At 60.6% G+C, this 13556-nt stretch carries 11 protein-coding genes, 2 tRNA genes and 1 riboswitch; of the genes, 12 read left to right on the forward strand and 1 reads right to left on the reverse strand.

The features are described from left to right. The first annotated feature begins 142 nt into the window (after positions 1–142). The 6 genes from aruF (at position 143) to astE (ending at position 6621) form a co-directional block, all read left to right on the forward strand. Positions 143–1162, forward strand: coding sequence for an arginine/ornithine succinyltransferase subunit alpha (aruF, locus tag ACCD00_RS27855; RefSeq protein ID WP_007971023.1), 1020 nt, complete (start codon positions 143–145; stop codon positions 1160–1162). A gap of 84 nt (positions 1163–1246) precedes the next feature. Further along, complete coding sequence (gene astA / locus ACCD00_RS27860; protein ID WP_008004226.1) at positions 1247–2272, forward strand: arginine N-succinyltransferase; 1026 nt, start codon at positions 1247–1249, stop codon at positions 2270–2272. Further along, the gene (gene astD, locus ACCD00_RS27865; RefSeq protein WP_413428479.1) at positions 2269–3738 is read left to right on the forward strand and encodes a succinylglutamate-semialdehyde dehydrogenase; all 1470 of its coding nucleotides are present in this window, start codon (positions 2269–2271) and stop codon (positions 3736–3738) included. Before astA ends, astD begins: the two co-directional genes overlap by 4 nt. A 164-nt stretch (positions 3739–3902) precedes the next feature. Next, a complete protein-coding gene (astB, locus tag ACCD00_RS27870; RefSeq protein WP_413428475.1) occupies positions 3903–5249 on the forward strand; it encodes an N-succinylarginine dihydrolase in 1347 nt (448 codons plus the stop codon). 61 nt (positions 5250–5310) lie between these two features. Further along, positions 5311–5598: a hypothetical protein gene (locus ACCD00_RS27875; protein ID WP_057399070.1), complete on the forward strand. Its 288-nt coding sequence runs from the start codon at positions 5311–5313 to the stop codon at positions 5596–5598. A gap of 12 nt (positions 5599–5610) precedes the next feature. Then, a complete protein-coding gene (astE, locus tag ACCD00_RS27880; RefSeq protein ID WP_413428476.1) occupies positions 5611–6621 on the forward strand; it encodes a succinylglutamate desuccinylase in 1011 nt (336 codons plus the stop codon). Positions 6622–6755: 134 nt separating this feature from the next. On the opposite strand, the gene ACCD00_RS27885 is transcribed toward astE, so the two are convergent. Then, positions 6756–7265, reverse strand: a complete 510-nt coding sequence (locus tag ACCD00_RS27885) for a 6,7-dimethyl-8-ribityllumazine synthase (protein ID WP_413428477.1) — start codon at positions 7263–7265, stop codon at positions 6756–6758. Positions 7266–7368: 103 nt separating this feature from the next. Then, positions 7369–7539: riboswitch (FMN riboswitch) on the reverse strand. Between the two features lie 196 nt (positions 7540–7735). Between ACCD00_RS27885 and ltaE the strand changes: the two genes are divergently transcribed. The 6 genes from ltaE (at position 7736) to ACCD00_RS27915 (ending at position 13554) form a co-directional block, all read left to right on the forward strand. Next, entirely contained in the window at positions 7736–8740 is a 1005-nt protein-coding gene (gene ltaE / locus ACCD00_RS27890) for a low-specificity L-threonine aldolase (RefSeq protein WP_413428478.1), read from the forward strand. 146 nt (positions 8741–8886) lie between these two features. Next, positions 8887–11508, forward strand: a complete 2622-nt coding sequence (gene alaS / locus ACCD00_RS27895; protein WP_085717169.1) for an alanine--tRNA ligase — start codon at positions 8887–8889, stop codon at positions 11506–11508. 91 nt (positions 11509–11599) lie between these two features. Next, positions 11600–12841, forward strand: a complete 1242-nt coding sequence (locus ACCD00_RS27900) for an aspartate kinase (protein WP_057399075.1) — start codon at positions 11600–11602, stop codon at positions 12839–12841. 190 nt (positions 12842–13031) lie between these two features. Further along, positions 13032–13220, forward strand: a complete 189-nt coding sequence (gene csrA, locus ACCD00_RS27905; protein WP_002554426.1) for a carbon storage regulator CsrA — start codon at positions 13032–13034, stop codon at positions 13218–13220. A 62-nt stretch (positions 13221–13282) separates the two neighbouring features. Further along, positions 13283–13373, forward strand: a tRNA-Ser gene (locus tag ACCD00_RS27910). A gap of 107 nt (positions 13374–13480) precedes the next feature. Further along, positions 13481–13554 (forward strand) — tRNA-Arg (locus ACCD00_RS27915). The last annotated feature ends 2 nt before the right edge of the window (positions 13555–13556 follow it).

Below are 13556 nucleotides of genomic sequence, written 5' to 3' on the forward strand. Positions count from 1 at the left end.
CGCGAAGGCGGTGTATCAGTCAACATCGTTGCTGTCTGACGCACCGCCTTCGCGAGCAAGCCCGCTCCCACATCAGTCCGAGTGTTTTCAATGACTACCCGGTTATTTTTCCTCAAAGAGTTTTAGAAAAAGGAGTGACACCATGCTGGTGATGCGCCCCGCGCAAATGGCTGATCTGGGCGAGGTACAGCGTCTGGCTGCGGACAGTCCGATTGGTGTCACTTCCTTGCCGGATGACGTTGAGCGCCTGAGCGACAAGATCGCAGCAAGCGAAGCCTCGTTTGCCGCCGAAGTGAGCTTCAACGGTGAGGAAAGCTATTTCTTCGTCCTCGAAGACTCTGCCACCGGCAAACTGGTCGGTTGCTCGGCCATCGTGGCGTCGGCCGGTTACTCAGAGCCGTTCTACAGCTTCCGCAACGAAACGTTCGTGCACGCTTCCCGCGAGCTGAAGATTCACAACAAGATCCACGTGCTCTCGCAGTGCCACGACCTGACCGGCAACAGCTTGCTGACCAGTTTCTACGTGCAGCGCGATCTGGTGGGTTCGCCGTGGTCGGAGCTCAACTCCCGTGGTCGCCTGCTGTTCGTGGCCAGCCATCCGGAGCGTTTTGCCGATTCCGTGGTGACCGAGATCGTCGGTTACAGCGACGAAAACGGCGACTCGCCATTCTGGGACGCCATCGGCCGCAACTTTTTCGACCTCAACTACGCTGAAGCCGAGCGTCTGTGCGGCCTGAAGAGCCGTACGTTCCTCGCCGAACTGATGCCGCATTACCCGATCTACGTGCCCCTGCTGCCGGACTCCGCGCAAGAAGCGATGGGCCAGGTGCACCCGCGGGCGCAGATCACCTTCGACATCCTGATGCGCGAAGGCTTCGAGACCGATCACTACATCGACATTTTCGATGGCGGCCCGACCCTGCATGCCCGTGTCTCGGGGATCCGTTCGATCGCCCAGAGCCGTGTGGTGCCGGTGAAGATTGGCGAGCCGGTCAAAGGCGTCGGTCGCCAGTATCTGGTTGCCAATGCCCAGTTGCAGGACTACCGCGCCGTCATGCTCGAGCTTGACTACGCGCCGGGTAAACCGGTGACCCTGGATCTGGAAGCGGCCGAAGCCCTGGGCGTCGGTGAAGGTGCCAGCGTGCGCCTGGTAGCGGTTTGACGCCTGCTCTGATCGCCAGAGAGTTTTGCCTAGAAAGCAGCGAAGTTTCACGGGTGGCGCAAGCGGCCCGTTTGAGGAGATAGCATGATCGTTCGTCCCGTACGCAGCAGCGATTTACCCGCTCTGATCGACCTGGCCCGCAGCACCGGCACCGGCCTGACTACCTTGCCGGCCAATGAAGAGCGGCTGGCCCATCGGGTCGGCTGGGCCGAGAAGACCTTTCGCGGCGAAGCCGGGCGGGGCGATGCGGACTACCTGTTCGTCCTCGAAGACGACAACGCTCGTGTGGTGGGCATTTCCGCCATCGCCGGCGCCGTCGGCCTGCGTGAGCCCTGGTACAACTTCCGGGTCGGTCTGACGGTCAGCGCTTCGCAAGAGCTGAACATCTATCGTGAAATCCCGACGCTGTTCCTGGCCAACGACCTGACCGGCAACTCCGAGCTGTGCTCGCTGTTCCTGCACGCCGATTACCGCAGCGGCCTCAACGGGCGCATGCTGTCCAAGGCGCGGATGCTGTTCATCGCCGAGTTCCCGCAGCTGTTCGGCAACAAGATCATTGCCGAAATGCGCGGTGTTTCCGACGAAGCCGGGCGTTCGCCGTTCTGGGAAAGCCTGGGCCGGCACTTCTTCAAGATGGAATTCAGCCAGGCCGACTACCTGACCGGCGTGGGCAACAAGGCGTTCATCGCCGAGCTGATGCCGAAATTCCCGCTGTACACCTGCTTCCTGTCGCCGGATGCGCGTAACGTCATCGGCCAGGTTCACCCGGACACCGAGCCGGCGCTGGCCATGCTCAAGAGCGAAGGTTTCAGCTACCAGGGCTACGTCGACATTTTCGACGCCGGCCCGGCCATTGAATGCGAAACCGGCAAGATCCGCGCCGTGCGTGACAGCCAGGCGCTGGTGCTGGCCGTTGGCACGCCGGGCGACGACGCCACGCCATTCATCATTCACAACCGCAAGCGCGAAGACTGCCGCATCACTGCCGCTCCGGCACGTCTGGCCGCCGGTACTTTGGTGGTCGACCCGCTGACCGCCAAACGTCTTCAACTCAACGCTGGCGATCAAGTGCGCGCCGTGGCGTTGTCCGCAGCTCGGGAGTCGAAATAATGAAGTCGCTTTACATCGCAGGTGAATGGCTGGCCGGTCAGGGCGAAGCCTTCGAGTCGCTGAACCCGGTGAGCCAGCAGGTGCTGTGGTCCGGCGTCGGTGCCACCGCCGCTCAGGTCGAGTCGGCTGTGCAAGCGGCGCGTCAGGCGTTCCCGGGCTGGGCGCGGCGCACCCTGGAAGAACGTATCTCGGTGCTGGAAGCCTTTGCGGCCGCGCTGAAGACTCATGCTGACGAATTGGCCCGCACCATCGGTGAAGAAACCGGCAAGCCTTTGTGGGAAGCGGCGACCGAAGTGACCAGCATGGTCAACAAGATCGCCATCTCGGTGCAGAGCTACCGCGAGCGTACCGGCGAGAAGAGCGGCCCGCTGGGCGATGCCACCGCCGTACTGCGCCACAAACCCCACGGTGTGGTGGCGGTGTTTGGTCCTTACAACTTCCCGGGTCACTTGCCGAACGGCCACATCGTGCCGGCATTGCTGGCGGGTAACAGCGTGCTGTTCAAACCGAGCGAGCTGACGCCGAAAGTGGCCGAACTGACGGTCAAGTGCTGGATCGAAGCCGGTCTGCCGGCTGGCGTATTGAACCTGCTGCAAGGTGCTCGGGAAACCGGCATCGCCCTGGCGGCGAACCCGGGCATCGACGGTCTGTTCTTCACCGGTTCCAGCCGTACCGGCAATCACCTGCACCAGCAGTTTGCCGGTCGTCCGGACAAGATCCTGGCGCTGGAAATGGGCGGCAACAACCCGCTGGTGGTCGATCAGGTCGCCGACCTCGATGCCGCGGTGTACACCATTATTCAGTCGGCGTTCATCTCCGCCGGCCAGCGCTGCACCTGTGCCCGCCGCTTGCTGGTACCGCAGGGCGCCTGGGGCGACTCGCTGCTGGCGCGCCTGGTGGCGGTCAGCGCGACTATTGAAGTCGGTGCCTTCGATCAGCAACCGGCGCCGTTCATGGGCTCGGTGGTGTCTCTCGGTGCAGCGAAAGCACTGATGGATGCCCAGGAACATCTGCTGGCCAATGGTGCCGTGGCACTGCTGGAAATGACCCAGCCACAGGCCCGGTCGGCCCTGCTGACCCCGGGTATTCTGGACGTGACCGCCGTCGCCGATCGTCCTGACGAAGAGCTGTTCGGCCCGTTGCTGCAAGTGATCCGCTACGCTGATTTTGAAGGGGCGATCGCTGAAGCCAACGACACCGCCTACGGTTTGGCCGCCGGTCTGCTGTCGGACTCCGAAGCGCGTTACCAGCAGTTCTGGCTGGAAAGCCGCGCCGGTATCGTCAACTGGAACAAACAACTGACCGGTGCGGCAAGCAGTGCGCCATTCGGCGGCGTCGGCGCCTCGGGCAACCATCGCGCCAGTGCCTATTACGCAGCAGATTACTGCGCGTACCCGGTGGCCTCGCTGGAAACGCCAAGCCTGGTATTGCCTGCGGCCCTCACGCCGGGCGTGAAGATGGCGTAGCGCCCGTTCGCGAGCAAGCCCGCTCCCACAAGGACTGCGTCGAACACAAAATGTGTGAACACTGCTGAACCTGTGGGAGAGGGCTTGCTCGCGAAGGCCGCGACCCGGTCTTACTCAATTGTTACCTGAAGCCTATAACAACAGATTTTCGTGGAGCCTCGCTGATGAAATCCTATGAAGTCAATTTTGACGGTCTAGTGGGGCCGACCCATAACTACGGCGGCCTGTCCTACGGCAACGTCGCGTCCCAGAGCAACAGCCAGCAGTCCTCCAACCCCAAGGAAGCGGCGCTGCAAGGCCTGGCAAAAATGAAAGCGCTGATGGAAATGGGGTTCCAGCAGGGCGTACTGGCACCGCAAGAGCGCCCGGATGTGGCCGCACTGCGTCGCCTGGGCTTCGGCGGCACCGACGCTGAAGTGATCGAACGCGCTGCCAAAGACGCGATGCCGCTGCTGGTGGCCAGTTGCTCGGCCTCGAGCATGTGGGTGGCCAATGCCGCCACCGTCAGCCCGAGCGCTGACACGGCTGATGGCCGGGTGCATTTCACCGCCGCCAACCTCAACTGCAAATATCACCGCAGCATCGAACACCCGACTACCAGCCGCGTGCTGGGGGCGATGTTCGCTGACCAGAAACACTTCGCCCACCACGCCGCCCTGCCGGCCGTGGCGCAGTTCGGTGACGAAGGCGCGGCCAACCACACGCGTTTCTGCCGTGAGTACGGCGAAGCCGGCGTCGAGTTCTTCGTGTTCGGCCGCAGCGCGTTCGACACGCGCTACCCGGCTCCGCAGAAGTACCCGGCGCGCCAGACCCTCGAAGCGTCACAGGCCGTTGCCCGTTTGCATGGCTTGAGCGATGACGGCGTGGTCTACGCGCAGCAGAACCCGTCGGTGATCGATCAGGGTGTGTTCCACAACGACGTGATCGCCGTCGGCAACGGGGAAGTGCTGTTCTATCACGAGGACGCTTTCCTCGAGACCGAGCAGATGCTGGCCGAATTGCAGAGCAAACTCGCCAAGGTCGGTGGGAAATTTCAGTCTGTCTGCGTACCGCGTTCCGCGGTAAGCGTGGAGGACGCGGTTCGTTCCTACCTGTTCAATAGCCAGCTGCTGTCACGTCCTGACGGTTCCATGCTGTTGATCGTGCCGGAAGAATGCCGTGGCAACGAGCGTGTCTGGCAGTACTTGCAGGGGTTGACCAGCTCCGGCGGCCTGATCCGCGAAGTGAAAGTCTTCGATCTCAAGCAGAGCATGCAGAACGGCGGTGGCCCGGCTTGCCTGCGGTTGCGTGTCGCACTCAACGAAACCGAACTGGCGGCCGTCAATCCAGGGGTTATCATGACGGCACCGTTGTACGGCACTCTGACCGAATGGGTCGAGAAGCATTACCGCGACCGCATGACCGAAAACGATCTGGCGGACCCGCAATTGCTGCTTGAGTGCCGGACGGCACTGGATGAACTGACGCAAATCCTTAAACTGGGCGCGGTTTATCCATTCCAGATCAATTGATCGACGGCGCGCTGCCCCGCATGGCGGCGCGTCGCTTCATCTCAAACGAGAGCGTAATTACATGAGCGACAAACTGCAGCTGATCCTTGAAGACACTGACGGCACGCAACTGGAAACTTCCTGCACCCGCGTTGCGGTCATGTGGCAAGGCAAAGAGCTGTGGATCCAGCACGATGGCCGCGGCCAACTGCTGATCGGCGTGGACGTCGAAGAAGGCGATGCCGAATACGCAAACCTGTTGCTGCGCCCATTGGCGACTAATCTGGTAAGTCTGCAACTGGAGATGGAACCTGCCGACCTCACCGACGAGGAACACGTTCACGGCCCGGATTGCAACCACGATCATTAAGGAAACCGCTCTATGCTCGCCCTCGGCAAACTGCTTGAACTGACCCTCGCCGGTCGTGAACCGGCGGAGAAGACTCAACTGACTGTCGAAGGCGTGCGCATGCGCTGGTTGAGCGAAGGTGCGCTGGAAGTCCGGCCGCCCGAAGCGCGTGACAATGGCCTGGACCTGCTGCTGTCAGCGGGGATCCACGGCAACGAAACAGCGCCGATCGAGTTGCTCGATCGCCTGTTGCATGACATCGCCCGCGGCGACTTGAAGCCGCGCGCACGTATTCTGTTCCTGTTCGGCAACCCCGAAGCCATTCGCAAAGGCGAGCGTTTCATCGAACAGGACGTCAATCGGCTATTCAATGGCCGTCACGAACAAAGCAGCGGTTCCGAAGCCCTGCGCGCCTGTGAACTGGAGCGCCTGGCCGCGAGTTTCTTCAGCGTGCCGGATCGCCAGCGTCTGCACTACGACCTGCATACCGCGATCCGTGGCTCGAAAGTCGAGCAGTTCGCGTTGTACCCCTGGAAGGAAGGGCGCCAGCATTCGCGCCTGGAACTGGCTCGCTTGCGCGCCGCCGGCATGGAAGCGGTGTTGCTGCAGAACAAGCCGTCCATCGTGTTCAGCGCCTACACCTACGACAAGCTCGGTGCAGAGGCTTTCACCCTGGAGCTCGGCAAGGCACGGCCGTTCGGACAAAACGCTGGGGTCAATGTCTCGCTGCTGGAGGAACGCCTCAAGCAGATCATCGAAGGTGCCGAGCCGGAACTGACGGAAGCGGCACTGGACGGTTTGCAGCTGTACAGCGTGGCACGGGAAATCATCAAGCACAGCGACAGCTTCCGCTTGAACCTGCCGGCGGACATCGAGAATTTTTCCGAACTGGATGTGGGTTATCTGTTGGCGGAAGACATCGCCAATACCCGCTGGATCATCGAGGAAGAGGGCGCCCGGATCATTTTCCCGAACCCCAAGGTGAAGAATGGCCTGCGTGCCGGCATCCTGATCGTGCCGACCACCGACGAAAACCTGGTCTGATTACGGCATTTAACCTCTTCTGTAGGAGCGAGCTTGCTCGCGATGAATCTGAAAACGCCGCGGGGTGCCAGGCTTCCCGCGTTATCGTTGACGACCATCGCGAGCAAGCTCGCTCCTACAGGGAGAGGCGGTGTTTAGACGGCTACGGCACGCGGTTCAGTGCGGCGCAGCGCACGGATTTTCGACAACGTATCCGCACACGTCTTCGCCGCTTCCTGGCCTTTATGCACGAAATGCTCGAAGAAGAACTTCTGGTGCTCTTCGCCGGCATGGAAGTGGTGCGGGGTCAGGGACACCGAGAACACCGGCACTTCGGTTTCCAGCTGAACCTGCATCAGGCCGCTGACGACCGACTGGGCGACGAACTCGTGACGGTAGATCCCGCCGTCCACCACCAGGGCCGCGGCGACGATGCCGGCATAACGACCGGTCTTGGCCAGCAGCTTGGCGTGCAGGGGCATTTCAAAGGCACCGCCGACTTCGAAGAAATCGATGTCGGACTCCTGATAACCCTGGGCAATCATTTCGGCGACGAAGCCTTTACGGCTCTGGTCGACAATATCCTTGTGCCAGCAGGCCTGGATGAACGCAACGCGCTCGCCGTGGTGGTGTTTGCTTTTGCTGTCGATTGCGGTGGGTTGCATGTTCTGACTCCTGTTTGTGTGAAAAACAGGGCGTTATGAATCGAAGGGGATTCAAGGGTACGCACGCTCGCACGAATGCCGGCGGACGGCCCTTTGCTGGCAATCCCGTTCTCTCTTCATCCGGACTATGACCGTCGGCCCCGGGATCACACCGGGTCTGCTGACCTTGTTGCCAGGCACCGCCGAAGCCGTGCTGTCACCAAGCGCTCGCGGGCTATGCGCATTGCGCGCAATTACCGCCGGTGGGGAGTTGCACCCCGCCCTGAGAACGTTTTTGCCGCCGGAATGTTTGGCGGCGCAGCGTTTTTATCACATATTTGCGGTACGCGCATGGCCCCTTTTGGATGATTGTCATCGACTTTCCCGTTGGTTTAATCGGCCTTTTCCTGCGCAAGGGTTGATTAATCGTCGCCATGCCCGCAGTAATTCTTTCCTGAAAGGGATTTCCCCTGCTTACCGAGGCCAGATTCATGAGCGTTATCGATCTTCGCAGCGACACCGTCACTCAACCTTCCGCCGGCATGCTCGACGCGATGGCCAACGCCACCACTGGCGATGACGTGTATGGCGAAGACCCGACGGTCAATCACCTGGAAGCCGAACTGGCCAGGCGCCTGGGGTTTGCCGCGGCGCTGTTCGTGCCGACCGGCACCATGAGCAACCTGCTGGGGTTGATGGCTCATTGCGAGCGCGGTGACGAGTACATCGTCGGTCAACAGGCCCACACCTATAAGTACGAAGGGGGTGGTGCAGCGGTACTCGGTTCGATCCAGCCGCAACCGCTGGAAGTGCAGGCCGATGGTTCGCTGGACTTGGCCCACGTCGCGGCGGCGATCAAGCCGGATGACTTCCACTTCGCCCGCACCCGGTTGCTGGCGCTGGAAAACACCATGCAGGGCAAGGTCCTGCCGCTGGAATACCTGGCGCGGGCACGCAGTTTTACCCGCGAGCATGGCTTGCAGTTGCACCTGGACGGCGCACGTTTGTATAACGCGGCAGTGAAGCTGGGGGTGGATGCCCGGGAAATCACCCAACATTTCGATTCTGTCTCGGTGTGCCTGTCCAAAGGGTTGGGCGCACCGGTCGGTTCGGTGCTGTGCGGCTCGGCCGAGTTGATTGGCAAGGCTCGGCGCCTGCGTAAAATGGTCGGTGGCGGCATGCGCCAGGCCGGGATTCTGGCGGCGGCAGGCCTGTATGCGCTGGATCACAACGTAGAGCGCCTGGCAGACGACCACGCCAACGCGCAATTGCTGGCCGAAGGCCTGCGCGGGGCGGGCTTCGAGGTCGAACCGGTGCAGACCAACATGGTTTACGTGCAGATGGGCGACAAGGCCGAGGCGCTCAAGGCGTTTGCCGCTGAGCGCGGGATCAAGCTCAGTGCCGCCGCGCGTCTGCGCATGGTCACGCACATGGACGTCAGCCGTGCGCAAATCGGGCAAGTCGTCGCGACATTCGTCGACTTTTCGCGCAAGTGATAGCGTTAGCGCTCCAATTGACCGTTTCTATCGTATAAACACGCTGTACCCCGCGCGCAGGGCCGATATAATGCGGCCCTTTGCCGTCGCTTCGTCTGTTGACGTTTCGAACAGGCCTTTGGCCGCAGCCTCCGTGGAAGAACCTAATGAAAAGCGCAGAAATCCGTGAAGCCTTCCTTCGCTTCTTCGAAGAGCAAGGCCACACCCGTGTAGCCTCCAGCTCTTTGATTCCGGGCAACGACCCAACCCTGCTGTTCACTAACGCGGGGATGAACCAGTTCAAGGACTGCTTCCTGGGCCAGGAAAAGCGCGCGTATACCCGCGCGGTCAGCAGCCAGAAATGCGTGCGCGCCGGCGGCAAGCACAACGACCTGGAAAACGTCGGTTATACCGCCCGTCACCACACCTTCTTTGAAATGCTGGGTAACTTCAGCTTTGGTGATTATTTCAAGCGTGACGCGATCACCTACGCCTGGAATTTCCTGACCTCCGACAAGTGGTTGAACCTGCCGAAGGAAAAGCTCTGGGTCACCGTCTACGCCAGCGATGACGAGGCGTATGACATCTGGACCAAGGAAATCGGGGTTCCGGCCGAGCGTATGGTGCGCATCGGCGACAACAAGGGCGCGCCGTACGCCTCCGACAACTTCTGGACCATGGGCGATACCGGCCCGTGCGGTCCTTGCACCGAGATTTTCTACGATCACGGCGCCGACATCTGGGGTGGCCCACCGGGCTCGCCGGAAGAAGACGGCGACCGTTACATCGAGATCTGGAACAACGTGTTCATGCAGTTCAACCGCACCGCCGATGGCGTGTTGCACCCGCTGCCAGCGCCGTCGGTCGACACCGGCATGGGCCTGGAGCGGATCAGTGCGGTGCTGCAGCACGTTCACTCGAACTATGAAATCGACCTGTTCCAGAGCCTGCTGAACGCATCGGCCAAGGCCATCGGCTGCACCAACGACGCTCAGGCTTCCCTGAAAGTCGTGGCTGACCACATCCGTTCCTGCGGTTTCCTGATCGCCGACGGCGTACTGCCGTCCAACGAAGGCCGCGGCTACGTGCTGCGCCGGATCATCCGTCGCGCCTGCCGTCACGGTAACAAGCTGGGCGCCAAGGGCAGCTTCTTCTACCAGATCGTCGCGGCCCTGGTCGCCGAGATGGGCGAAGCCTTCCCGGAACTGAAATCCCAGCAGGCGCACATCGAACGCGTGCTGAAGGCCGAAGAAGAGCAGTTCGCCAAGACCCTGGAACAGGGCCTGAAGATCCTCGAGCAGGACCTGGCCGAGCTCAAGGGCGACGTGGTGCCGGGCGACGTGGTGTTCAAGCTCTACGACACCTACGGTTTCCCGATGGACCTGACCGGCGACATCGCTCGCGAGCGCAGCCTGACCATCGACGAAGCAGGTTTCGAACGTGAGATGGAAGCCCAGCGCGTCCGTGCCCGTTCCGCCAGTTCCTTCGGCATGGACTACAACAGCCTGGTCAAGGTCGATGTGGACACCGAGTTCACCGGTTACACCGCTCACAGCGGTTCGGCAAAGATCGTTGCTCTCTATAAGGACGGGCAATCGGTCGACGTGTTGAATGAAGGCGAAGAGGGTGTGGTCGTTCTGAACCAGACGCCGTTCTATGCCGAATCCGGTGGTCAGATCGGTGATTGCGGCTTCCTCCAGGCTGGCGCTGCGCGTTTCGACGTGCGCGACACCACCAAGACCGGCGGTGCGTTCCTGCATCACGGTGTGCTGGATTCGGGTAGCCTGATTGTGGGTGCTCCGGTCGAGACTCATGTTGATGCCGAAGTGCGTCACGCGACGTCGCTGAACCACTCGGCGACTCACTTGCTGCACGCCGCATTGCGTCAGGTGCTGGGCGATCACGTTCAGCAGAAAGGCTCTCTGGTCGACAGTCAGCGCCTGCGCTTCGACTTCAGCCATTTCGAAGCCATCAAGCCTGAACAGCTCAAAGCGCTGGAAGACATCGTCAACGCCGAGATTCGCAAGAACTCCGAAGTTGAAACCGAAGAAACCGATATCGAAACCGCCAAGCAGAAAGGCGCCATGGCGCTGTTCGGCGAGAAGTACGGCGACAACGTGCGCGTGCTGAGCATGGGCGATTTCTCCGTCGAACTGTGCGGCGGTATCCACGCCAACCGTACCGGCGACATCGGCCTGCTGAAAATCATCAGCGAAGGCGGTGTGGCATCGGGTGTGCGTCGTATCGAAGCTGTCACCGGTGCGCAAGCGCTGGCCTACTTGAATGCGGCGGAAGAACAACTCAAGGAAGCGGCCAGCCTGGTCAAGGGCAGCCGCGATAACCTGATCGACAAGCTGTCGGCTGTGCTGGAGCGCAACCGTCTGCTGGAAAAGCAACTCGAGCAGTTGCAAGCCAAGGCTGCCAGTGCCGCAGGCGACGATCTGTCGGCCCAGGCGCTGGACGTCAAGGACGTGAAAGTGCTGGCCGTGCGTCTGGACGGTCAGGATGGCAAGGCGCTGCTGGCGCTGGTCGATCAACTGAAAAACAAACTCGGCCGCGCAGTGATCCTGCTCGGCAGTGTCCATGAGGATAAGGTCGTTCTGGTTGCAGGCGTAACCAAAGACCTGACTGGCCAACTCAAAGCCGGTGATTTGATGAAGCAAGCCGCTGCGGCAGTGGGCGGGAAGGGTGGTGGTCGTCCAGACATGGCGCAAGGCGGCGGTACCGACGCCGGCGCACTGGATGCGGCACTGGCCCTGACCGTTCCGTTTGTAGAGCAGGGTCTATAAGGCAGTACTTGCGGCTCGCAGTCTAGTGGCGGGCCGCAATGCTGTTTGAGTGATTATTTGGGCGCCCTTCATGGGCAGAGGCGGCTTTGAAATGGCTTTGATCGTACAGAAATTTGGAGGCACCTCGGTCGGCACTGTCGAGAGAATCGAGCAGGTCGCCGACAAGGTTAAGAAATTCCGCGATGCCGGCGATGACCTGGTGGTTGTGCTGTCTGCAATGAGCGGCGAAACCAACCGTCTGATCGATCTGGCCAAGCAAATCAGTGGCGACGGTCAACCGGTTCCGCGCGAACTGGACGTGATCGTCTCCACCGGTGAACAGGTGACGATTGCCCTGTTGGCCATGGCACTGATCAAGCGTGGCGTGCCGGCGGTGTCCTACACCGGCAACCAGGTGCGGATTCTGACGGATAGCGCTCACAATAAAGCGCGTATCCTGCAGATTGATGACCAGAAGATTCGCGGTGATCTGAAAGCGGGTCGTGTGGTAGTGGTCGCCGGTTTCCAGGGCGTCGACGAGCACGGCAATATCACCACCCTCGGTCGTGGCGGTTCCGACACCACCGGCGTGGCGCTGGCAGCAGCCCTGAAGGCTGACGAATGCCAGATCTATACCGACGTCGACGGTGTCTACACCACCGACCCGCGTGTGGTGTCCGTGGCTCAGCGCCTGGACAAGATCACCTTCGAAGAGATGCTGGAAATGGCCAGCCTCGGTTCCAAGGTGTTGCAGATCCGTGCGGTCGAGTTCGCCGGCAAGTACAACGTTCCGCTGCGCGTACTGCACAGCTTCAAGGAGGGTCCGGGCACCCTCATTACTATCGATGAAGAGGAAACCATGGAACAGCCGATCATTTCCGGTATCGCTTTCAACCGCGATGAAGCCAAGCTGACCATCCGTGGCGTGCCAGATATCCCGGGCGTTGCATTCAAGATTCTCGGCCCGATCAGTGCCGCGAACATTGAAGTCGACATGATCGTGCAGAACGTCGCGCACGATAACACCACCGACTTCACCTTCACCGTGCACCGCAACGACTACCAGGCGGCGCAAGCCGTGCTGGAAAAAACCGCTGGCGAGCTGGGTGCCCGTGAAGTCGTGGGCGACACCAAGATCGCCAAGGTGTCGATCGTCGGCGTTGGCATGCGTTCTCACGCAGGCGTCGCCAGCCGCATGTTCGAGGCCCTGGCCAAGGAAAGCATCAACATCCAGATGATCTCGACTTCGGAAATCAAAGTCTCCGTAGTGATCGAAGAGAAGTATCTGGAACTGGCTGTGCGCGCTCTGCACACGGCTTTCGAACTGGACGCACCGGCCCGCCAGGGCGAGTGATGCGTTTGCCAAAAGGCGCGGTCTGACCGCGCCTTTTGTTTTTTTGAATGGCGTGCCCCCCCCGAGCCTGTTCTTTTGCTCGCGCTAGTCAATACTCAGGCATGTAGGGCTGCGACCGCTCCGGTTGTGGGTCGAGTGCCTTTTTTTTGCAGACTGTTGTCCCTGAAATGAAATGCGTGAGGAGAAAGGTATGCTGATTCTGACTCGTCGGTGCGCAGAAAGCCTGATTATCGGTGATGGCGAAATCACCGTGACCGTGCTCGGCGTCAAAGGAAATCAAGTGCGCATCGGTGTTAATGCCCCGAAAGAGGTGGCTGTTCACCGGGAGGAAATTTACCTGCGTATCAAGAAAGAGAAGGACGAAGAACCAAGCCATTAATTTTTATCGTTTTTTATGTTTGCAAACGGGGAAGAAGCTGGTTAATATACGCCCCGTGTTGCGGAGAGCTGGCCGAGTGGCCGAAGGCGCTCCCCTGCTAAGGGAGTACACCTCAAAAGGGTGTCGGGGGTTCGAATCCCCCGTTCTCCGCCATTATTTGCGTAGTACGTTGTAATCTGGCTTCTTCGGTAAGTTGTTGAAATTACTAGAAAAAGTGTTTGACATAGAGATTAAACGGCCTATAATGCGCGGCAACAAATGCACTCGTAGCTCAGCTGGATAGAGTACTCGGCTACGAACCGAGCGGTCACAGGTTCGAATCCTGTCGAGTGCACC

The organism is Pseudomonas sp. Pseusp3 (genome assembly GCF_047304225.1).
In the GTDB taxonomy this organism is placed as follows: Bacteria; Pseudomonadota; Gammaproteobacteria; order Pseudomonadales; family Pseudomonadaceae; genus Aquipseudomonas; species Aquipseudomonas fluorescens_CD.

Coding starts and splice junctions, on each gene's coding strand:
- ACCD00_RS27885 (WP_413428477.1), bottom strand. CDS start 7,265: ATGCAACCCACCGCAATCGACAGCAAAAGCAAACACCACCACGGCGAG.
- ltaE (WP_413428478.1), top strand. CDS start 7,736: ATGAGCGTTATCGATCTTCGCAGCGACACCGTCACTCAACCTTCCGCC.
- aruF (WP_007971023.1), top strand. CDS start 143: ATGCTGGTGATGCGCCCCGCGCAAATGGCTGATCTGGGCGAGGTACAG.
- astE (WP_413428476.1), top strand. CDS start 5,611: ATGCTCGCCCTCGGCAAACTGCTTGAACTGACCCTCGCCGGTCGTGAA.
- alaS (WP_085717169.1), top strand. CDS start 8,887: ATGAAAAGCGCAGAAATCCGTGAAGCCTTCCTTCGCTTCTTCGAAGAG.
- ACCD00_RS27900 (WP_057399075.1), top strand. CDS start 11,600: ATGGCTTTGATCGTACAGAAATTTGGAGGCACCTCGGTCGGCACTGTC.
- astB (WP_413428475.1), top strand. CDS start 3,903: ATGAAATCCTATGAAGTCAATTTTGACGGTCTAGTGGGGCCGACCCAT.
- ACCD00_RS27875 (WP_057399070.1), top strand. CDS start 5,311: ATGAGCGACAAACTGCAGCTGATCCTTGAAGACACTGACGGCACGCAA.
- csrA (WP_002554426.1), top strand. CDS start 13,032: ATGCTGATTCTGACTCGTCGGTGCGCAGAAAGCCTGATTATCGGTGAT.
- astA (WP_008004226.1), top strand. CDS start 1,247: ATGATCGTTCGTCCCGTACGCAGCAGCGATTTACCCGCTCTGATCGAC.